The sequence below is a fragment of the Paenibacillus sp. OK003 genome, from assembly GCF_900109515.1.
GTDB classification, from domain to species: Bacteria; Bacillota; Bacilli; order Paenibacillales; family Paenibacillaceae; genus Paenibacillus; species Paenibacillus marchantiae.
The window spans coordinates 409,393-430,201 of sequence record NZ_FOBD01000003.1 but is presented as its reverse complement, the minus strand read 5'-3'; the positions used below and the strand labels follow the sequence as shown (position 1 = coordinate 430,201).

General features: G+C 46.3%; 19 protein-coding genes. 13 read left to right on the top strand and 6 right to left on the bottom strand.

All coding sequences use genetic code 11. The features are described from left to right. Positions 1-159 precede the first annotated feature (159 nt). The 4 genes from BMW94_RS06700 (at position 160) to BMW94_RS06685 (ending at position 4,724) form a co-directional block, all read left to right on the top strand. Positions 160-1,845 (top strand): hypothetical protein, encoded by a 1,686-nt coding sequence (locus BMW94_RS06700; protein ID WP_254790139.1) that lies wholly within the window; start codon positions 160-162, stop codon positions 1,843-1,845. 159 nt (positions 1,846-2,004) lie between these two features. Further along, positions 2,005-2,427, top strand: coding sequence for a cell wall hydrolase (locus tag BMW94_RS06695; RefSeq protein WP_090996074.1), 423 nt, complete (start codon positions 2,005-2,007; stop codon positions 2,425-2,427). A 108-nt stretch (positions 2,428-2,535) separates the two neighbouring features. After that, entirely contained in the window at positions 2,536-2,937 is a 402-nt protein-coding gene (gene gerQ, locus BMW94_RS06690) for a spore coat protein GerQ (protein ID WP_231952753.1), read from the top strand. 215 nt (positions 2,938-3,152) lie between these two features. Beyond that, positions 3,153-4,724, top strand: coding sequence for a sigma-70 family RNA polymerase sigma factor (locus BMW94_RS06685; protein ID WP_090996071.1), 1,572 nt, complete (start codon positions 3,153-3,155; stop codon positions 4,722-4,724). Positions 4,725-4,941: 217 nt separating this feature from the next. On the opposite strand, the gene BMW94_RS06680 is transcribed toward BMW94_RS06685, so the two are convergent. After that, positions 4,942-6,798 carry an alkaline phosphatase gene (locus BMW94_RS06680; protein WP_090996068.1) on the bottom strand — a complete coding sequence of 619 codons (1,857 nt, stop codon included), beginning with the start codon at positions 6,796-6,798 and terminating at the stop codon, positions 4,942-4,944. A gap of 379 nt (positions 6,799-7,177) precedes the next feature. On the opposite strand from BMW94_RS06680, the gene BMW94_RS06675 reads away from it, so the two are divergent. The 7 genes from BMW94_RS06675 (at position 7,178) to BMW94_RS06645 (ending at position 15,572) form a co-directional block, all read left to right on the top strand. Beyond that, positions 7,178-8,494 (top strand): hemolysin family protein, encoded by a 1,317-nt coding sequence (locus BMW94_RS06675; protein WP_090996065.1) that lies wholly within the window; start codon positions 7,178-7,180, stop codon positions 8,492-8,494. Between the two features lie 158 nt (positions 8,495-8,652). Beyond that, entirely contained in the window at positions 8,653-9,561 is a 909-nt protein-coding gene (locus BMW94_RS06670) for an ArsR/SmtB family transcription factor (protein WP_254790138.1), read from the top strand. 322 nt (positions 9,562-9,883) lie between these two features. Next, entirely contained in the window at positions 9,884-11,608 is a 1,725-nt protein-coding gene (locus BMW94_RS06665; protein ID WP_090996062.1) for an ABC transporter substrate-binding protein, read from the top strand. Between the two features lie 101 nt (positions 11,609-11,709). After that, positions 11,710-12,666, top strand: a complete 957-nt coding sequence (locus BMW94_RS06660; protein ID WP_063563946.1) for an ABC transporter permease — start codon at positions 11,710-11,712, stop codon at positions 12,664-12,666. Between the two features lie 13 nt (positions 12,667-12,679). Beyond that, positions 12,680-13,621, top strand: coding sequence for an oligopeptide ABC transporter permease (gene opp4C / locus BMW94_RS06655; protein ID WP_090996059.1), 942 nt, complete (start codon positions 12,680-12,682; stop codon positions 13,619-13,621). 9 nt (positions 13,622-13,630) lie between these two features. Next, positions 13,631-14,614 carry an ABC transporter ATP-binding protein gene (locus tag BMW94_RS06650; protein ID WP_090996056.1) on the top strand — a complete coding sequence of 328 codons (984 nt, stop codon included), beginning with the start codon at positions 13,631-13,633 and terminating at the stop codon, positions 14,612-14,614. Next, on the top strand, positions 14,607-15,572 hold the full coding sequence (locus tag BMW94_RS06645) for an ABC transporter ATP-binding protein (RefSeq protein WP_076288624.1): 966 nt from the start codon (positions 14,607-14,609) through the stop codon (positions 15,570-15,572). The genes BMW94_RS06650 and BMW94_RS06645 overlap by 8 nt, the downstream gene beginning before the upstream one ends. Positions 15,573-16,247: 675 nt before the next feature. Here BMW94_RS06645 and BMW94_RS06640 read toward each other — a convergent pair. Further along, entirely contained in the window at positions 16,248-16,850 is a 603-nt protein-coding gene (locus BMW94_RS06640; RefSeq protein WP_090996053.1) for a TetR/AcrR family transcriptional regulator, read from the bottom strand. Positions 16,851-16,977: 127 nt separating this feature from the next. Between BMW94_RS06640 and BMW94_RS06635 the strand changes: the two genes are divergently transcribed. Next, the gene (locus BMW94_RS06635; RefSeq protein ID WP_090996050.1) at positions 16,978-17,670 is read left to right on the top strand and encodes an SDR family NAD(P)-dependent oxidoreductase; all 693 of its coding nucleotides are present in this window, start codon (positions 16,978-16,980) and stop codon (positions 17,668-17,670) included. Between the two features lie 7 nt (positions 17,671-17,677). Here the strand turns inward: BMW94_RS06635 and BMW94_RS06630 are convergent, their stop codons facing one another. Together BMW94_RS06630 and BMW94_RS31245 are read right to left on the bottom strand one after the other, a co-directional pair. Then, positions 17,678-18,160, bottom strand: a complete 483-nt coding sequence (locus tag BMW94_RS06630) for an IS3 family transposase (protein WP_175480601.1) — start codon at positions 18,158-18,160, stop codon at positions 17,678-17,680. After that, positions 18,057-18,464: a helix-turn-helix domain-containing protein gene (locus tag BMW94_RS31245; RefSeq protein WP_368086899.1), complete on the bottom strand. Its 408-nt coding sequence runs from the start codon at positions 18,462-18,464 to the stop codon at positions 18,057-18,059. The genes BMW94_RS06630 and BMW94_RS31245 overlap by 104 nt, the downstream gene beginning before the upstream one ends. 290 nt (positions 18,465-18,754) lie before the next feature. On the opposite strand from BMW94_RS31245, the gene BMW94_RS06620 reads away from it, so the two are divergent. Next, positions 18,755-19,246: a hypothetical protein gene (locus tag BMW94_RS06620; RefSeq protein ID WP_090996041.1), complete on the top strand. Its 492-nt coding sequence runs from the start codon at positions 18,755-18,757 to the stop codon at positions 19,244-19,246. 1 nt (position 19,247) lies between these two features. Here the strand turns inward: BMW94_RS06620 and BMW94_RS06615 are convergent, their stop codons facing one another. After that, a complete protein-coding gene (locus BMW94_RS06615) occupies positions 19,248-20,216 on the bottom strand; it encodes a hypothetical protein (protein ID WP_090996039.1) in 969 nt (322 codons plus the stop codon). Next, positions 20,194-20,784: an RNA polymerase sigma factor gene (locus BMW94_RS06610; RefSeq protein ID WP_063563940.1), complete on the bottom strand. Its 591-nt coding sequence runs from the start codon at positions 20,782-20,784 to the stop codon at positions 20,194-20,196. Before BMW94_RS06610 ends, BMW94_RS06615 begins: the two co-directional genes overlap by 23 nt. Positions 20,785-20,809 lie beyond the last annotated feature (25 nt).

Below are 20,809 nucleotides of genomic sequence, written 5' to 3'. Positions count from 1 at the left end.
GAAATAAGCCCAAGTTAAGCACTTGGGCTTATTTGTTTTTGGTAACTCGGTTGCTATAATAAATGTGATTTTACCACAGTACAGGAATGGAGGGAGAATATGTTCGGGAACTCATCCCGGAAAGTGTTTTGGCTATTACTGCTGATTGGAGGGATTATAATGACAGGCTTTGAATCTACTGCTGATGCTGACGCAGATATACGAGCAGCCTGGGTATGGCAGGCCAAGTCTGTCAGTGATGGAGGAAACGAGCTGCTGGAGAATGCAGCTAAACATAAGATTAACAGACTGTATGTCAATGTGGATATGAATCTGTCAGAGGAGGTCTATCATACGTTTATATCCAAAGCCAGCAAGGCTGGAATTGCAGTTGAAGCTCTGGGCGGAGATCCGTCATGGGCAGTGAGTGGCCGTGAAGGTCCGATGCTCAAGCTCGCGTCCTGGGTGAGCAAGTATAACCTGGCTGCAAAGGGCGAAGAGCGATTTGACGCCCTTCATTTGGATATCAAACCTTATGTACTGCCACAGTGGAAAGAAGATGCCAAGCCGCTGGTCCAATCCTGGGTTGTCAATATGAAGCTCTTGCTGGAACAGGTGAAGCAGGCTGGGGCGGTTAAGGTGAATGTCGACCTACCTTTTTGGCTCGATTCTTATACTGTAACGGGTGGTAGAACAACTGACGATGCGGATAACGAGTCGTTGTCACACTGGTTTATCGGACAATTTGATCATATTACGCTGCTCGCTTACCGTGACAGCGCGCAAGGAAACAATGGAATTATACGTTTGGTAGAACAGGAAATGATATGGGCGGACGCCAGAAATGGTTCTATTACCGTTGGGGTAAATACCAAGCCTATGCCTGGGGAAGAGTTCACGACGTTTGCCGGCAAAGGCGCAGCGCAATTGGAGAGTGTCATAAAGGAAGTGGCGTCTGCATTCACAGATCATGCTTCCTACGCAGGTTCAGCTGTGCATGACATCGTGTACTGGGGACAGCTGGAACCAGAGGAAGAACCACTACCGGAGACTCCATCCAATCAACCGGAAATCAGGGGAACCTATATCTGGCAGGCTTCTCAAGTTACGAATGACGGTGGAGATCACATTCTGGAGTTCGCCAAAGCGCAAAACATCAATTGGTTATACGTCCGGCTTGATTTGGATCAACCGTACTCCAGCTATCGCAGTTTTGTGAAACGTGCACAGGCTCAAGGGATTGAGGTTCATGCCATGGGCGGCCATCCAATCTGGGGTAAAAAGGAAAATCGGCCACGGATACAACGCTTGATCGACTATGTGAAAAATTATAACGCCGAATCCGAACCGGATGAACGTTTTAAGGGAATCCATCTTGATATTGAGCCATACACCTTACCTGAATGGGAAAATGATCGGGATACGCTCCTGACCGAATGGGCTGCCAACATTGCTTATTTCCATGAAGAGACGAAAAAGGACAGCGATCTGGAAACGAGTGCCGATCTGGCCGTTTGGCTCGATACGTTCCCGTTACCGGGAAGAGACATGTCTGTCAGTGAATACATGATCACAACGCTGGATCACATCTCTCTGATGGCATTCCGTAACATTGCTGAAGGCTCCAATGGAATTGCCGACGTCGTCAGTCAGGAAATGAAAATTGCGGATCGTTTGGGTAAACCACTGTTGATCTCGGTGGAGATGAAAGAGAATTTTGAAGGTAGACATATTTCATTTTATGATAAGGGAGCAGCGGAAATGGAACGCCAGCTGGCACTGCTTCCCGATCTGTTAAGCGAGTATAAAGCATACAAAGGCAATATCGTACATGCTTACGATTACTGGATTCAAGCCAAGCCCTGAATAGGCAGGTTATATAGGAAATGTTATGTCTCGGGACTTCACATAGGGTGAGGTTCCGGGCTTTTTTTTATGGTAAAAAATTAAATCGTGTCACCGAATGGGCATCTGCACAATACGATATACGGTGATGAAGAGGTTCAACAAGGGAGGAAACAGGATATGGCTGTTATTAAAGCCAACTCGGAAGACGTCAAGCTGCTCGCTAGACTGATGAGAGCGGAGGCTGAAGGTGACGGCGATCAAGGCATGCTGCTTGTAGGCAATGTAGGGGTAAACCGGGTGCTCGGCGATTGCTTGGATTTCGGTGATATTCGGGACATTAATCGAATGGTGTTTCAGAACCCGGGTGGCTTCGAGTCTACGCAAAAAGGATATTTCTACCAACGGGCAAGACAATCGGAAATACGCTTGGCACAGCGTGTCATTAATGGTGAACGCTTCTGGCCGGCCAGCAACTCCCTGTGGTTCTTCCGTCCGGTGGGAGAATGTCCGCCAACCTGGTATAACCAGCAAAATACAGGCCGCTTCAAGGCGCATTGTTTCTTCAGTCCGACAGGCGAAGACTGTCCAACCGTATATTAAATTTTGGGAGGAATCATGATGATTAACCAGCCTTATCAACCAACACAGGTTATGGGCCAACAGGCCAATTCGCAAGTCCAAGGAACATCATATAAAATCGGTAACGGGATGCCGATGATGTCCCCAACACCAGGCATGGTTTCACCTAGCTCCACAGGCGTGCCTCCGCTCGTATCAAGCGGTGCTCCAATGACACCTACGGGTGGAGTTGTAACCACAACTGCGCCACAGTTTGAACAATCCTACATCGAAAATATTTTACGGCTTAACCTGGGCAAATGTGGAACATTCTACATGACATACGAAGGCAACAAAGAGTGGAATGCACGCATTTTCCAAGGCATTCTGGAAGCCGCGGGTCGTGACCATATCATCATCAGTGACCCGAACAGCGGAAAACGGATCATGCTTCTGATGGTCAATTTCGACTACGCTACATTCGATGAGCCGTTGTTGTATCAATATCCAGGTGTGATCGGAAACTATCCGCAACAACCGAGCAGACGTTAATCTGTAGGGGAAAAAGAACATAATATAATACGGCCATACAGAGGCTGTCTCGAATGTGGATGTTATTCCGCAAACGGGGCAGCTTTTCCTATATGATGATATAGAGCATAATCGAATAGAAAATAAAACATAAGCAGAAGTAACCTTTTCCTCCAATCAGGGCACTTAAAGATAAATACATCAAGCAGCAAGCGCACAGGAAGGAGCAAAACATATTGAAGAATTGGATCGATGGAGCAATTAAGGGCGAAGCCGAGGCATATGAACAGCTGGTGACGCAGTTTCGCGGGATGGCACTGGCTGTCGCCTATCAAAAATTAGGGGATACGTTTCTGGCCGAAGATGTAGTTCAAGAGGCGTTCACAGAGGCCTTTGCGAATTTGTCCAAACTGGACAACCCTGATGCTTTTCCCGGGTGGTTCAAAGTTATCGTGGAGAGACAGTGTTACCGTCTAATGAGGCTTAAGCAGCATGGCACCGTTCCGGTCCTGGAGATTCAGGATGTAATTCAGGAAGAGGATCAGGCTCATAATCCTGAAGAACAAGCTTTGAAAGGAGAGGTGCATCGCCTCCTGCGAGATTCGATTTCCATTTTGCCAACTTCCATGCAGCTTGCTGTTGAACTGTTTTATTTTCAGGGCTACTCGCTCAAGGAAATGTCGGAATTCCTCGGGGTTAATATTCCGGCTCTAAAGAAACGGTTGTATGATGCCAGATCCAGGCTCAGACGTTCATTGCCTGTGGCGGATGTGATTTCAGTATTTAGTGATCTATACGAAGGAGGAAAAGGGATGCTTCACATTATGAATGGTGACCATGCGGCTGATCGATTAAGACAAAGCGGGATTCAAGGTGAAATTCTGGTCTGGCGAGAACTCTATACATTTGGACCGATAACAAGAAATATGAGGAATGAGAAAGATCGAAGTGGACGTGCACAATATTTGGAGCAGCACTTGGGTATCCCACAGACTGAATATTTGAAAATTAAGGAACTTGAGCAGACACTTAAGTCATTCCATCAGCACGAAGAGATCGTCCTGTGGTTTGAGTATGACCTCTATGATCAGGCGATGTTATCGTATTTGCTGCACTATTTCAAGGAACAGGACCTGAAGAATACAAAGCTGAATCTGTTATGCATCGATGCCTATCCAGATATTGAACATTTTCGGGGACTTGGGCAACTTACACCCTCACAGATCGGACGTTTATCAGGTACCTGGCATGTGATGGGGGCAGAGGAAATCCAGGCTGGCAGCGAGTTTTGGGGAGCGTATGCATCATCTGACATTCAGGATCACAAGGACTACTTGCTGAAAAATACATCGGTGCTGCCTTTTGCACAGGCTGCATTCAAGGCCCACCTGTCCCGTCTGCCTTCTGTATCGAACGGACTGGGCATAATTGAGCAATCCACACTGGAGGCCGTAAGAGAGGGCGTGGATAGCCCTTATCCATTGTTTAAGCATGTTGGAGATCAATTGCATATCTTGGGAATGGGTGATCTGGAGTACTGGGCTCATCTGAAGAGAATGACGGAGGAACCTCATGCTTTACTTCAAATAAGTGGTGTACAAGCTTTTCCTAACTTCCAGCAGCATCATGATGAATTCCGCCACGGTGTCTTCTCTTTGACCGAACTCGGTATTCAGGTGCTGAGCGGAGAAGCAGATTGGGCACGACTAAGACATGATACATCATGGATTGGCGGTCTTCAGATCGGCAAAGGGGAAGACACGCCGTGGCGCTGGGACAACGTTAATGGGAACGTAGTGATCCTATAGAGAATGAGATGGCATCAGAAACAGAATAAAATCAGTAGAAGTAGTAGAAGTAGTAGAAGTAGTAGAAGTAGTAGAAGTAGAAGCAGTTGAAGCAGTAAAGCGAAGCGTTAAGTAAACATGCTAGCTAATCCTCATCATCGATAAAATTATGACAAAAGAGTATCCCGCCATGCCTGAGCATGAGCTAGGATACTCTTTTGTTAGTTCAACCGTTATTCTACTTGGACGCATCCAGCTTCAATGCAGTTACCATCTTACGGAACACATCCGTATTATCGAGATAACCGGAGAACAGGCGGGACCCGGGTCCCGAGGCATTGATTGGCACATCGTCGAATGTGTGGACTTCCTGGCCTTCATCATGAGGCAGGTTACCCGTGTAGTGAACACCGTCCGGATCTTTGTCCGGGTTAGCGATATACCATGCTTTGTCTTTCACGTTAGGGTCCTGAATGGTAGGGCTGATTGGTACCGGATTAGCAAGATAGTCCTCATTGTTATCCGGCATATTGCCCCAGCCAACAGCAATCTTCCACTCGGAATCCGGATTGTCCGGGAAGCCATCTCCGTTTGCATCCACATACGTCGGGAACTTGGAATCAGCATATGTGCCGATCAATTCACGGAGTTCGTCGCCCGATTTACCTTTGGCGGCTTCAGTGTTATACGTTCCGTTGAGGGTAAGGGAATGACCATGGTCGGATGTGACGATCACGAGCGTATCCGGGTGTTTCTTCGCATATTCCTTAACCCGACCAACCGTTTGATCGAATTCAATTGCATCCCATACGGAACGTTCAAAATCCATCGTGTGAGCCTGTTTATCAATCGATGCACCTTCGACCATCAGGAAAAATCCGTTTTTGTTCTGTTCCAGTACCTGAAGAGCTGTGTCGGTCATTTCCATCAACGTTGGCTGATCCGTATCCTTGCCCACAATTTCTGCATTGTTAGGTTGAGTATACTCCCGGTCATAATATACGTTCATGTTGCCTTTGCGGAATAATCCAAGCAATGATTTGGTAGAGGCAGACTTGTCCAGATTCGTTGCATCTGTAACATACGTATATCCTTCTTTTTTGAACTCCTCCACAATATTGCGTCCATCTTTGCGTTTTCCGCCGTCAGCTGCTGGAAGGAACCACTCCAGTCCACCGCCCAGAATTACATCCGGTCGATTGGCTTCACTCAGATACATGCCGGCGATCGCTTCTTGTTCCCCGCGCTTACGTGTATGTACAGCCATCGCAGCAGGTGTCGCATCTGTCACATCCGCAGTCGTTACAAGGCCGGTAGCCATGCCACGTGTCCGTTTCACCAGCTCAACGATGTTTTCCACCTTCGGATCGTCAAAAGGGTCTGGTGTATTGTCGGGGTAGACACCCTCGGCATTAACAGCTGTTTTGTGACCGGTTGCGTAGGCGGAGGCACTATTGGCGGAATCAGTGACGATGGAATCCATGCCAGACGTGGTGACCATGCCCATGGCATCCATTTGTTCCATCTCCAGCCAGCCCTTGAATTTGCCTTCGTTAATACCCTTGGATACAACACGTGCGGCGGTACGAATATTGGCACTCATGCCATCGCCGATCATCAGAACGACATTTTGGGCTTGCTCACCATTTGTTAGTGTGGCTGTGTCTTTGGAAGGATCGAACACTTGGTATACGACCCGTGAATATGTACGCTTGCCTGTAGCAATCGTCTCGGCGGTTACCACAATAGAATCACTCTCTTTGAAGGCAACATCCCGGATGGTGTATTCTGTGCTCAGGTCGGTGCTGGTTGTCCACGTTCCGGACTTGCCAAAGTATTTGTCCGGTGACAAACCATTAATCTGGATTTTAATATCTTGCGATTTCAGCTTGGCACCGTTCAGCTCAACCCGGAAATCCAGCTTTTGGCCTGCGAGAATCTGAGCGCGGTCGATAGGTAAAATGGTAAATGCGGCGGGTGCCGTCTGCTGCTGGGCAGATACGGGTTCAGCATGGACCTGCCAGGGCACGGCTGTGATCGCAACAGCTGCGCTGAGTAGTAGAGCATTCCATTTCATAGCATGATGGCTTTTCAATGTACATACCTCCGTGATCAAATTGTTGTTCTATTTGGAAGTATATCGCTGAATGATTAACTGAGCGTAAGAGATAAGTTAAACCGTACGCAAGAAGATGCATATATTTGTTAGTAAATCGTAAAAAAAACGGCGCATTCGGTACATTTGTTAACGAAATAGCCTGTATGCATCATTTCGTTGTCATAGGACACGGATTGACTGTGTAGTGTAGAATTATATAATAAAAGAAGCATATCCTTGTTATTCGACAGAAGAAGGTGGAGGTGAACGCATTGGGAAGTTGAAACTGCATATGAGCGGCAGAATGGCAAATATCCTACATTTTCGAAGGAGGTGGACCTATTTGCCGAAGAATGACGGCGAATAGGATGATAATTTGAGTGACCCCTTACCGAGTATATTAAATTTATTTTTAATTGCTTTGCTTGTATTGATGAATGGTTTCTTTGTCTCAGCAGAATTCGCGATGGTCAAAGTTCGTGGCAGCCGGATTGAAGCTTTGGTGGAAACAGGTAATAAAAATGCGATTTATGCTTCCAATATTGTACGTAACCTGGATGCTTATCTATCCGCGTGCCAATTGGGTATAACGCTCGCTTCACTTGGACTCGGTTGGCTGGGAGAGCCAGCGATTGCTCACCTGTTAGAGCCCATGTTTACTGCATTTGGAATGGGTCCGGTATACGTACACGGAATCTCCATTGCGATTGCCTTTGTTATTATAACGATTTTGCATATTGTACTCGGGGAACTTGCTCCCAAGACGATGGCTATCCGCAAATCAGAGACGATCACGTTATGGTCTGCGGCGCTGCTTACGTTCTTTTACAAATTAATGTATCCCTTTATCTGGGCATTGAATGGTATGGCGAACAGCCTGCTGAGAGTGTTTCGCATGGCACCGGCCTCGGAGCATGACTCAGCGCATAGTGAAGATGAAATACGCATTCTGATGAAAGAAAGCAATAAGAGCGGTTTAATTGACAATACTGAATTGGCGCTTGTTGATAATATATTTGATTTTACGGCAACAACCGCCCGTGAAATTATGATTCCACGGACGGAAATGATCTGCCTGAATGCCAATCAGTCCATGCTGGAAAATCTGGAAATTGCCAGTGAAAGCATGCGTACCCGTTATCCGGTTTATAACGGTGACAAAGACCATATTATCGGTTTTATTCACATTAAAGACCTGATGCGATCTCAGCTTACAGATACCATCTCGGTGATTCGGCCGATTCTCGCGGTACCCGATTCCACTCCCATCAGTGACCTGCTCAAGCGGATGCAACGCAGCAAGACACAGATTGCCATCCTGATTGATGAGTACGGAGGAACCTCCGGCCTTGTAACGCTTGAAGACATCATGGAAGAGATTGTGGGCGAGATTCAGGACGAATTTGACCAAGAGCGTCCATCCATTGAGAAAGTGGATGAGATGGAATATTCCATTGACGGCCTCATGCTGATTGAAGAGGTTAGTGAACGCTTTGGGCTGGATATGGACCGAGCGGATTATGACACGATCGGCGGCTGGTTATACTCCAGAGTAGAGGCCATCCCACCCGAAGTGGGGCAATCGGTAGAGTATGGTGGATATGTCTTTGTTATTCAAGAGACGGAACATAAGCGGATTTCACGTGTGAATGTGATTAAGCTGGAACTGATGGTTGAAGGCGAAGGAGCCTGATCCAAGTTATTATTTTTGGAGATAGGAGATCCGGTCTATCGAGAAGCCGTACGGTGAAATATTTCACTTTGCGGCTTTTTGTTTACCCTATAATCGTAGCATGCACGGCTGCAAACAGGGTATAATGGAACGACTTTGCAAGATAGGAGAGGTTGAGATTGAGCTATCGCATTGAGCTTGGATTTACAACTGTATTTGAATTCATGGCCAGTTTGCATACATATATTTGCCGGAAATCGCATAAAAAAATTGATTTATCTATAGCCTGGGCGCAAGAAACAGAAGGGCAGCTAACCCCTGAGCTTGCTGCTGTTTTGCAAAATATGAACGTGGATGATGATTGGAAATGGATGTATCTGCTTGTATGTTTGCAAGTGGAAGCTGATGAGCCGGAGGATTTTATTGAATGGTTTAGCCAACGAACAGTGCTTGAGCTCAGCGATATTTTTGCCCGATACAGTTTCCCGTATACGAATGATATCGCTGCTTTCCAGACCAAGATGACCTATGTCTTAACCGGCTGGAATGATCAATATTTTCGCTTGCTTGATCCCCTAATCTTACAACATCTGCGCAAGGAGGTTCTGAACCGCAAGGAACAGTTAAGTCAATCTCCCCAGGAAGAAGTACTCGACGATGCGACCAATGGGTTGATGTTCCGGGACATGAAGGGGCTGGATAGACTACTGCTTGTGCCACAATTTCATTTTCAGCCGCTAAATGTCATCCTGCATTTTGGGGATACGCTGCTGTGCCATTATTCCTCCAGATTGTATATGGGAGATCACGAATATATTCCGACCCATCATTTGCGTGTAATCCGCAGCTTGGGAGAGAAGAACAGACTGAAAATCATGCGTTTTCTGCATCAGGGACCACGTTCGTTTATAGAAATTGTTCGTCACTTGAAGCTCTCCAAAGGAATTACTCATGACCATCTTTCCAAGCTTCGTGGAGCAGGGTTGGTCTATGCGCATTTTGAAGGAGAGAGTCTGGTTGAGTATTCACTTCGTCTTCATGCACTAGAGCAAATTTTGCCGAATGTCATGAATTATTTGGAGCAATAACGTTTGTCAAAATGTGGTTTTTAGAAAAAAAGTATTCCTCTGATACAGCCGTATGTTTGTTGTGGCCGAACTGAAATTTATTCAGGAAATCCGCGCAAAACATACGGCTATTTTATCGCTTTAAAGTGGATATTAATGGGTTTAATATAAATATTTTTTTGTGGTTCTCTATTTACAGAACTGAATGCGGTTCTTATAATAGGGCTTATCGAACTTATACCTTACTAATTTCATAGGAATTGTATATATTCTGGATTATTTCGGGAATTAGGAACGGCTGAGCGAGAAAAATATGGATCATTTATGAATTGGGGAGGATTTTATGAGAGTGAAAGGTTTATCCGTGGCATCGTTAATCATTAGTAGTGCGATTGTGTTATCGGCATGTGCTGGAGCTGGGGGAGCAAAGACCACCACTGCTGGAAGCGGGACAACGAATTCGTCCACTCAAGCGACACCGGTTTCAGCAGCACTGGATGCGCCATTTCAGGCGACGGACCTGAATCAATTACCTGAGACGGCAAAAAAACGGACGGATACGGTTATTGTGGGACTTACGGATCCGAGCGGGGCTTTCACACCGTACTTCCATCAGAGCGGATATGATGGCAACGTGGCTTCATTGCTATTTGCTTCGCTCGTGACCGTAGATGAGAAAGGATTGCCTGTTCCCGATCTCGCTGAAAGCTGGGATGTGTCCGACGACCAGCGTACATACACGTTTCATCTGAGAAAAGACTCCAAGTTCAGTGACGGTTCCCCGCTCACCGCAGATGATGTCGCTTTCACATGGACCATTCTGCATGACAAGTCGTATGACGGTGGATTTGATATTTTCTCCACCAAGGTGAAAGGCGGCAAAGCATATACCGAAGGAAAGGCAGATCACATCGAGGGTATTAAGGTCATTGATCCGTTAACGATCTCGGTCACCCTGGAACAGCCCAACGCAACTGCTCTGCTTACATTGGGCTCAGAGGTGTTGTCCAAAGCCTACTACGGCAAAGACTATCAATTCGGCAAGCTCGAATACATTAAAAATCTTCATGCAACACCTGTAGGCAATGGTCCTTATAGACTCGAAAAGTTCATTCCGGGTCAGGAAGTACGATTCGTTGCCAACGAATTCTACTACAAGGGCAAACCGAAAACCGAGCACTTCATATATAAAACATCGGAAGGAGACACCTGGCAGTTTATTGAGACCGGAGAGATCGACTTCACTTCGTTCACGGCTACCCAGGAGAATATTGATAAGCTGAAAAATATCCCATACCTTAACCTTCTGCCTTACACACCAAGTACATACGGATATTTACAGCTTAATCTGGAGCATGAACAGCTTCAGGAAAAAGAAGTACGGCAAGCCATCACCTATGGCCTGGATCGTCAGTCCATCTATGTGGACGCCAACCAAGGGGCAGGCTCTGTTGCCAACATCCCGACTTCACCTATTTCCTGGTCTTATACGGAAGAAGGCATTAATCCATACGCCTATGATCCGGACAAAGCCAATCAATTGCTGGACGACGCAGGCTGGGTGCCTGGAGCGGATGGCATCCGTGAGAAAAACGGGAAGAAGCTGTCCCTGCATTTCCTCGGAACGAAGAGTCCGGCCACGGATATCTTCATTGCTGTAGCCAAAGAAAACTTCGAAGCGATTGGCGTGCAGTTCCAGCCTGAAGTCTTCGCGGATTTCAACTCACTTGTCTCCAAAGTGGAGGGCGGCGATTACGACGTGGCTTCCTTCTCCACACCGATGCTAACGGATCCTTCAGACGGGGTACTGCAATTTGTGGATGGTGAGCTGAAAGGGTACGACAATCCTAAAGTGAAAGAGCTTTATAACAAAGGACTGGCTACGACTGACATTGAGGAGCGCAAGGCAGTATACAAAGAGCTGTACCAGTTGCTTAACGACGAGCTGCCTGTCATTTTCACTAGTTACAAAAAAACAGTCTATGCCTATAACGGTCGGATCGATGGGCTCTCTGTCAGTCCATACCGCGGGATTGCAACCAGCTTGCCGGAATGGTCTCTGAAATAAGCGGTGGTATGAATCAATAAACATCCATACCGAAATAAACAAAACGTCCCTTGTGTTTGCGATGTCGCAGATGCAGGGGACGCATTGATAAGGAGCCTGATATGAGCACTTACATTGTGAAACGGATGACATATATGGTTCTTATTTTGCTGGCCGCTTCCGTTCTGATTTTCAGCCTGTATGCACTTACCCCTGGCGACTACATCTCCAGCAACATTAAGCTGAGTCCAGAGCGCAAGGCCGAACTGCGCGAATTATACGGACTGGACAAGCCAGTTATCGAACGGTATCTCATCTGGATGAAAAATGCTGTACACGGGGACTTCGGATATTCATTGGCACAACAAAAGCCAGTACTCTCGCTGTTCAACGAATATATCTGGAATTCATTCCTGTTAGCTGCGGTGACCACGTTCCTGACCTGGTTCATCGCGGTTATTATCGGTGTGATCGCTGCCTATAAGCAGTACTCGTGGTTCGATACCTTCGTGATGATCGGCATATTTGCAGCCATGTCCGTGCCATCCTTCTTTATCGGATTGTTTTTGATTAAACTGCTGGCGGTTGACTTAAAATGGTTGCCTCCAGGCGGCATGATGACTACAGGAAGTAATGCCACCGGCCTGGCCTATGTCAAAGAGGTGATTCAGCACATGACCTTGCCTGTAATTGTCATGACCCTGCTTGGGGTAGGCTCACTTACCCGTTACTTCCGCAGCAACATGATTGATGTGATCAAGCAGGATTATATTCGAACAGCGCGAGCCAAGGGTTTAAAAGAAAGCAAAGTGTTATATACCCATGCCTTGCGCAATGCTCTTTTACCTGCAATTACACTGATTGGATTCGAGCTGCCGTCCTTATTCGGCGGTTCACTGATTATTGAGAAAATATTCAGCTGGCCGGGTATCGGCCAGTTATATATGCAGTCTTTTTCGCTACGGGATTATCCGCTGCTGATGGGCTTTACGATGTTTATCGCCATTCTGACCGTCATTGGAACGCTGCTGTCTGATGTGCTCTATCACATCGCAGATCCGCGTGTCCGTTTGCAATAAGGGGGCTATGAACATGACAATCTCTTCATCGTCTGTAACGAGAAATGCCACAGAAGCTGCGTTACCTTTAAAGGTTCCTACCAAGTCTTCTTTGTGGAAATTATCGCTCCGAAGACTGCTCAAGAACAAACTTGCCGTTGGCGGATTCATCGTGGTTTTGTTGATGTTTGTGGCTTGTTTCATTGGACCGCTGTTCTCACCTTATACCGATAACAAGATCAATATGACAGCGATGAAACAAGGTCCAGGCATTCATCATTGGCTTGGTACAGATGCGCTTGGTAGGGATGTGCTTACCCGTGTGCTGATGGCTGGTCGTATCTCGCTCACTGTTGGTTTGGCTTCCATGGTTCTATCCGTATTTATCGGCTCCTTGCTTGGAGCCATCGCCGGATATTATCGTGGCATTGTTGATCAGGTCATTATGCGGATTGCCGACTTGCTGCTTACGATTCCGGGATTGCCGCTGCTGTTCATTTTCGGCGCGTTGTTATCGGATTGGAAAGTTCCACCGGATTCCAGAATGTATATCGTCATGCTGATGCTCAGCTTTGTCAACTGGCCCGGTATGGCCCGAATGGTACGGGGACAGATGTTAAGCTTGCGGGAGCGGGAATTCATGCAGGCTGCTGTTGTTCTTGGCTTGCGTGACCGTCGCAAACTGTTTCACCATCTTCTGCCCAATATCGTTCCGCTGCTCATCGTCATGGCGACTCTGAATATCGGAGGATCCATCCTCAGCGAATCGGTACTCAGCTTTTTTGGACTCGGTGTCATGCCGCCAACGCCTACATGGGGCAATATGATCGATGCGGCCAACAACATGATTGATTTTCAACAGCATCCGTGGTTATGGATTCCGCCAGGGCTGTCCATTTTCGTGACCGTTATTGCGATTAACATTTTTGGTGATGGTCTTCGAGACGTATTAGATCCCAAACAGAAGAGAAGGTGAGCACGCCTCATGCAGAATATGATTGAAATTGAACAACTTGAAACTCATTTTTACTCGGAAGAAGGCCATGTCAAAGCCGTCGACGGCGTAAGCCTGAATGTGCGTGAAGGGGAGACGGTGTGCATCGTTGGTGAATCGGGCTGTGGAAAAAGTGTAACCGCTATGTCGATCATGGGATTGATTGAAGAACCGGCAGGCAAGGTGGTAGGCGGTGTGATCCGTTTTGGTGGACGGGATTTGCTCCGTGAAAGTAAATCTTCGCTTCGTGCCATCCGGGGCAACGATATCTCTATGATCTTCCAGGAACCGATGTCCTCGTTGAATCCCGTACTAAAAATCGGTGAGCAATTAATGGAGCCGCTGATTGTACACTTGAAAATGAGTAAAAAGCAGGCTCGTGCACGAGCGGTTGAACTGATCGCCGAAGTTGGTATTTCACGACCGGAACAGATTGCAAACAGCTATCCGCACGAACTGAGTGGAGGCATGCTGCAGCGCATTATGATTGCCATTGCCATCTCATGTAACCCGAAGCTGTTAATCGCGGATGAACCAACAACCGCACTGGATGTGACCATTCAAGCGCAGATATTGGATATGTTACAACATATCAAGTCCCAGTCAGGAACCTCCATTCTGATGATCACGCATGACCTTGGCGTTGTAGCCGAAATGGCGGATTATGTCGTTGTAATGTATGCAGGCAAAGTGGTGGAAGAGGGGGAAGTTGTGCAATTGTTCGAGTCTCCCAAACATCCATATACCCAGGGATTGCTTCGCTCCAAGCCGATTATCAATCAAAGGCAGGATGAATTGTATTCGATACCCGGACATGTACCTGATCCACTGTCCTTAAAAGATTCCTGTCATTTTGCTGATCGTTGTGAGCACTGTATGTCGATATGCACCACGCAAATGCCGACGCTGAAGCAGCTTGGGCCCGGACAGAAGGCTGCATGCTGGCTGTATGAGGAGGCGTTGAGTCATGTCTGAACCTCTATTGGAAATTGAACATCTCAAAACCTATTTCCCAGTTCGCAAAGGTTTATTGAATCGTACAGTTGCCCATGTAAAAGCGGTCGATGATATTAGCATCACCATCCATGAAGGCGAGACGTTTGGATTAGTGGGTGAATCCGGTAGTGGCAAGAGCACCGTAGGAAGAACCATCGTTCGCTTAACAGAGAAAACGGAGGGACAGATTCGTTTTCAAGGTGTTGACTTGCATCAGTTATCTATGCAGGAAGTACGGAAGATTCGTCCTCAGCTTCAACTTATTTTCCAAGACCCCTACAGTTCACTGAATCCGCGCATACGCATTGGTGATGCGATTGGGGAGGCTGTATTGGATCACGGGTTGGCGACCGCAAGCGAAGTACGTGATCTCGTCAAGGAGGTACTCGGAGCCTGCGGATTGTCATCTTATCATATTGATCGTTTTCCCCATGAGTTCTCTGGTGGACAGCGACAGCGGATAGGGATTGCGCGAGCTTTGATCTTAAATCCCAAACTGATTATCGCAGATGAACCGGTGTCTGCACTGGATGTGTCCATTCAGGCTCAGATTATCAATCTGTTCAGACGGCTTCAGCAAGAGCGTGGCCTTGCTTACTTGTTTATTTCGCATGATCTGAGTGTGGTGGAACATCTGTGTGACCGCATTGGAGTGATGTATCTGGGCTCCATGGTCGAGACGGCCTCGCGAGATGAGTTGTTCGGCAATCCACTGCACCCGTATACGAAAGCCTTGCTATCAGCAGTACCTGTGCCGATTCCCAAATTGAAACGGGAACGAATTGTGCTTAAAGGGGATATCCCCAGTCCGGTGAATCCGCCAACGGGCTGCAAGTTCCATACACGTTGTCCATGGGCAGAAGATATCTGCAAGCAGCAAATTCCAGCATATCGGAATGTAGGAGCGGATCATTTTGTAGCCTGCCATTTGGTCTGAGGCATGTGAGAACTGATTGTCCAAACAGCGACTTACACGAGTCATGCTCTTTGTAAATCCATACTTCAACTGGAGCCCAGTGTTCTGTTTTTTAAGAGGAGTATTTAAAAACATGGGAATCAGCAATAAATTGGCTTAAAAGTCCACCTTCGAAAGCAAAACGATGGTGGACTTTTATAATCTGTTTCTATTTGAAGAAATTATCCCGTTCGTTCTCAAACGAAGGAATGATTCGTGAATGGTTATTGTCGCTCTTGGGTAAGCTCTACACACTAACGCAAGTCCATTGATCAGCATTGCTGATTAGGTTTGTAGGTTTCATGGAGTCGTATTGGCAAGATATGCTACAAGTTGCATGATTGCATCTCCCATCTGCGCTCATCTTGTCGATACAAAAAATTACTGAGAACTCCTCGATACTTATGTTATTCACCAGACTTTTTTGAAAATCCTGTCCATTAGCAGAGTGAAGGGGTGACCGCACCATAGCCCCTTCGAAGTTGAACTATTGTGTTAGCGTAATTCTCTACTGTGATACGGTTCTCCGCGCTGTCTGTAACGGCAAGTTAATTCTAATGCCCGAGGAATTTCGATGTTAATTGAATTCTTTGGGCTAACAAAACAAATGCTAAGGAAAAGTTGGAATTGCCCCGGAAGTAAGAAGAACCTTCCGCTTCACCTCATACCCCAACCCTTTATTAGATGGCGAGCAGCAACTGTCGCCCTTGTTGCAATTTCTCCATTTGAAAGTTTCATGTGGGAAAACATGCCTTGTTGATACATATCAGAAAAGCCCTGGCTAACAGCTAAATGCGCTTCTAATAACTCAACGATTTGGCTCCATGTCGCATGTGGCTCAGCTTCTTGTACTAAGGAAAATAGGAAATCGATCATTTCACGTTTCCGTTCATGAAATTCTGTGAATTGAGCCCCTTGCAATGCAATAAATAATTCAACACCTACATATTGATCAATTGTATACAGAACATAGGCACCAGCTGTCGAAGCCAGACGGTCAACCGGATCATTACCAGCCTTATCCGTTGCTGTTCGCATGTTCAAGGTAAGCCCGGTTAGGAACGCAATCCCAGTAGCGAGAAGAAGACTCTCGCGATCTGGAAAATGACGATAGGGAGCACCTGAGGACACCCCCGCTCGTTTTGCTACCCTAGAAACAGAGAAGTTGGCAAGTCCAGCTTCCGAGATCAATATTAATGAAGTTCGAATTAGTGTTTCTCTGAGGTCGCCATGATGGTAACTCCGTTCGTTATTGGACATGTTATCACTTCCTTCAATATGATTGTACACTATTATCACACCCAAATGTAATAGACATCTTACATTCAATCTGTTATCATGTAAGAGAGTTCTTACATTATGGGAAAAGCAAAGGAGTTATTTTAAAATGACAATTACATTAATAACCGGTGGTAATAAGGGACTTGGTTTTGAGACCGCACGACGCCTCATTAAACTAGGACATACCGTATATATCGGCTCCCGAGATGCAGAGCGCGGAACGAAAGCAGCCGAAGAACTTGGTGCTCGTTATGTTCTTCTCGATGTGACGGACACCGATTCTGTGAATGCAGCCGCAACCGAAATCATGCAAAAAGAGGGGCGCATTGACGTTCTTATCAATAATGCGGGAATCACCGGAGCATACAAAAAGCCTGAAGATATCACAGTTGATGATATCCGCCAGACTTATGAGACCAACGTCTTTGGTATTGTCCGTGTTACGCATGCGTTTATTCCCTTACTACGCAATTCGGAATCTCCCGTTATCGTCAATGTAAGTAGCGGTTTAGGGTCCTTCGGTATGGTTACAAACCCAGACACATTGGAATCGAAAATTAACTCTCTTTCGTATACTTCATCTAAGTCAGCTGTAACGATGCTCACCGTGCAATATGCGAAAGGCTTGACTGATATTAGGGTCAATGCTGTAGACCCTGGCCCCACCAAAACAGACCTCTCTGGGCAAGGACATCAGACAGTCCAGGAAGGTACAGATGCCATCGTTAGAATGGCTACTATTGGTAAAGACGGACCTACGGGAACCTTCACGGATCGCAAGGGCACAATTCCATGGTGATACTTTATTAGGATGCGACATCACGGAGTACCCATGAAACAATAGAGTTATCGTATACATCAATAATGGCACTTAAATAAGCTTTACGTCTATTTCCATACTTCAGTTCTGTCACATCGGTAGACGTTTTGACATTCGGAGCAGGGGCATCGAAGTTGCGGTTCATTTTATTTTCAGCCACATGGATGGCTGTAGCACTCACGTAATGTGGCCGTTTTTTACGAATGACTGCTTTTAGCCCCAGAGCGCACATAATTCGGTAATAGCGCTTTTTGTTGTACTTCTGGTTCAACTTTCGATTTAACTGGGTACGCATTTGACGATAGCCTAGAATCCCATCTCGCTTGTCATAACGACGCTTCGCTTCTTTTGCCAGCTTATATATTTCACGTTCTCGGGCAGAAGGTGTCCACTTTAACCATCGGTAGTAGGCAGATCGTGCAATTCCAGCCAGTGCACATAACAATGCAATAGCGTATCCTTTTTTCACGGTGTAGCTCTTGTATCGATTGATACCGTTCTACATGTCGAACCAGGGTTAACGTGGTTTTCGTTGCTCGATCTCTGCCAACTTTTTTTGCGAAGGCATTCTCCATCTCCAGGTATTCATTCCGGGCTTCCAGTTCCTTGATGCGTAGCTTGAGTCGTTCCTGCTCGTTCCGTTTTTCTACAGGCTTTTTATGTCCCCGATGATCTCGGAGAGCCTCTTCTTGACCCGTTTGGTATTTCCGAACCCATGCATATACTTGCGAATAAGACACGTCATACTTCTGGGCCGCTTTCTGATAGTCCAGTTCATGTGTGAGGGTATAAATTGCCTGGCTTCCTGGTTCGGACTGGACTTAAATGCAATGCAATGCTTGACCGCACGTAGTTTCGCTTCAAGGGACACCTGACTTCGTTTAGACATTAGAAAAACTCCCATCATATCGACGTAGAAAGTTTTGTTTTTTCTACCGTCTACTATGATGGGAGCATATCAAATGTAAGTCGGAGCGTCTTTTATTTTTTTGAAACCTTCTAACCACTACATCCGTTTAATATTTACACAAAATAAAATTTGGAAAATGAAGGGTGGATACATATGCGGAAAATTAGAATAACGTCCATGCTGAAAGTCATGATTGTTGCAGCACTATCGTCACCCATAATTCTTGCCATACCAACCGCCGGGGTAGCTGTAGCCAGTCCAAGTATCCAGCCCCACGCGCTTACTCCACCACCACCGCCCTTGGAACCAAGTGTTAATATGTTGTCTTCCCCAAATTATATTTATCAGGCAGAGGGGACTGTTACACCTGGAGGGGGGCTGACTGCGGTTGTAAATACAATAACAACGACCTTCTCGGAAATGAAATCGCTGCAAGTCGATTATCGACTTGAGCGCTGGACGGGATCGGCCTGGATACTCTATCAATCCGGTTCCAAGAAGAAAACGCAAACGCAGACCCTTAATGCCCAATCGAAGTGGACGGTTATAACCGGATATTACTATCGAGTCGTCAGTCTTCACACGGCCGACGACGGGGTCAAGCTTGAGACGACAACACATATTTCAAGCAACGTATTATTTTAATTTACTTGCGAGTACTACCTGGAAATTTTTGTTCCTGCAGGTCATTGGCAATGGCAGTCATCTCTTCTTCCGAGACGGTTCCGAATAAGCTCATATTGACAGAACCCATCATCCATTGAAAGGTATTATAGGGGGGACCGAGGTACATAAATGCATCGCTGCCATCAGCCAATTTGACGATACTTGTTTCGCGAAGCATGGGCCCCTCAATGATCTGACCAGGCGAAACATAGGCATAATCAAACTGAATGACTTCTTCTTCACCATTTTTGCCTTCGCCGCTATAACGAACCCTCATGCGTTGAGATTCGTAATAATCTTCCGGATTGACGGGATTGAGAGTATCCAGCATGAGCTCAAATTTGATCTTTGTAAACCGCTCGGGAATCGCTTTTGATAACAAAAAATCACCCATAAATCCCGAGCGTGCTATTTCCTTGGTTACAACCACCGCTTCAAGTAAATGTGATGTCTCATAGAAGGGGAGAACAATATCTTCATCCTCTTGTGGTTCGTCTCCAGAATAGAATTTGGGAGCTTCATTAACTCCTCGTTCAGGAGGTGGAGGGGTCTTGGCTGTCGACGGATCAGCCCCCAAATGAGTAGTACGATCCTCGATAACAATGGATTTCATACCATTGCCCCAGTCCTTGATGGATTGTACAAAAGGGGAGACGGCTTGCGTCCCGGTAGGCATACTGAAGATGACGGCGCCGATGGTCACGGACGCAGCAACAATGACAGATAAACGTATGGTGTGCATTCTTTTCTTGCGTACGCCAACCCGGGCAATTTCCTTTTGAACTCGGAGCCAGGATTGACGCATGGGTTCGGTGTGGGAAGCAGGGGTGGCAGATACAGCCTGATGAAAGGCTTCGTCAAAAGCCATATCAAACGCGGCATCAAAAAAATCGTCTTCCAGCTCTGAATCGAATGAATCCATTTGCTTATCGGACTTGCCTTTGCTCAATACTTCCACCCCATTCCTTATGTAATTTCTTCTTGATACTTCCGCGGGCTCTGAACAAACGTTGCTTTACAATTTCTTCGGATGTATCAAGCAGATCGGCCATTTCCCGATAGGAAAGACCCTCTTTCCAGCGCAGCTCCACAAGTACACGGTATTCCGGCTTAAGCTGTTCCAGATAGAACTCGATGGATTCCTGCATCATTTGAGTCTCCACCGTGCTCTCTACGGAAGCTGCCGTCTGATTAATTGTCTCCATATCTATAAAAACACTATCCGTATCCAGTTGGTTACGGTTATTTTTATTTTTTCTCAGATAATTAATGGCGGTATTCCGTGTGACAACCTTCAGCCATGCTTTCAGCTTGACTTCGTTGTCGAAGAGAGGTTTGTTTTTAATGATTTTGATAAAAGCTTCCTGGATGATATCTTCTGCTGCTGCACGTTCTTTGATAATGTAAACGATGAGACCATGTACCATATTATAGTATTCGTAGTACACTTCTTCTTGAAGCTGAGGGCCCAAATTATGGAAATCTGAGGCTAAGAGTAATTGGAGCCGATTGGCCATGATGTTCTCCTTTCTGGTGAACAAT

What these genes read in the sequence shown, in the direction of transcription:
- BMW94_RS06700 (WP_254790139.1), top strand. Translation starts at nt 160, where the DNA reads ATGACAGGCTTTGAATCTACTGCTGATGCTGACGCAGATATACGAGCA.
- BMW94_RS06695 (WP_090996074.1), top strand. Translation starts at nt 2,005, where the DNA reads ATGGCTGTTATTAAAGCCAACTCGGAAGACGTCAAGCTGCTCGCTAGA.
- gerQ (WP_231952753.1), top strand. Translation starts at nt 2,536, where the DNA reads ATGCCGATGATGTCCCCAACACCAGGCATGGTTTCACCTAGCTCCACA.
- BMW94_RS06665 (WP_090996062.1), top strand. Translation starts at nt 9,884, where the DNA reads ATGAGAGTGAAAGGTTTATCCGTGGCATCGTTAATCATTAGTAGTGCG.
- BMW94_RS06660 (WP_063563946.1), top strand. Translation starts at nt 11,710, where the DNA reads ATGAGCACTTACATTGTGAAACGGATGACATATATGGTTCTTATTTTG.
- opp4C (WP_090996059.1), top strand. Translation starts at nt 12,680, where the DNA reads ATGACAATCTCTTCATCGTCTGTAACGAGAAATGCCACAGAAGCTGCG.
- BMW94_RS06650 (WP_090996056.1), top strand. Translation starts at nt 13,631, where the DNA reads ATGCAGAATATGATTGAAATTGAACAACTTGAAACTCATTTTTACTCG.
- BMW94_RS06645 (WP_076288624.1), top strand. Translation starts at nt 14,607, where the DNA reads ATGTCTGAACCTCTATTGGAAATTGAACATCTCAAAACCTATTTCCCA.
- BMW94_RS06640 (WP_090996053.1), bottom strand. Translation starts at nt 16,850, where the DNA reads ATGTCCAATAACGAACGGAGTTACCATCATGGCGACCTCAGAGAAACA.
- BMW94_RS06635 (WP_090996050.1), top strand. Translation starts at nt 16,978, where the DNA reads ATGACAATTACATTAATAACCGGTGGTAATAAGGGACTTGGTTTTGAG.
- BMW94_RS06620 (WP_090996041.1), top strand. Translation starts at nt 18,755, where the DNA reads ATGCGGAAAATTAGAATAACGTCCATGCTGAAAGTCATGATTGTTGCA.
- BMW94_RS06610 (WP_063563940.1), bottom strand. Translation starts at nt 20,784, where the DNA reads ATGGCCAATCGGCTCCAATTACTCTTAGCCTCAGATTTCCATAATTTG.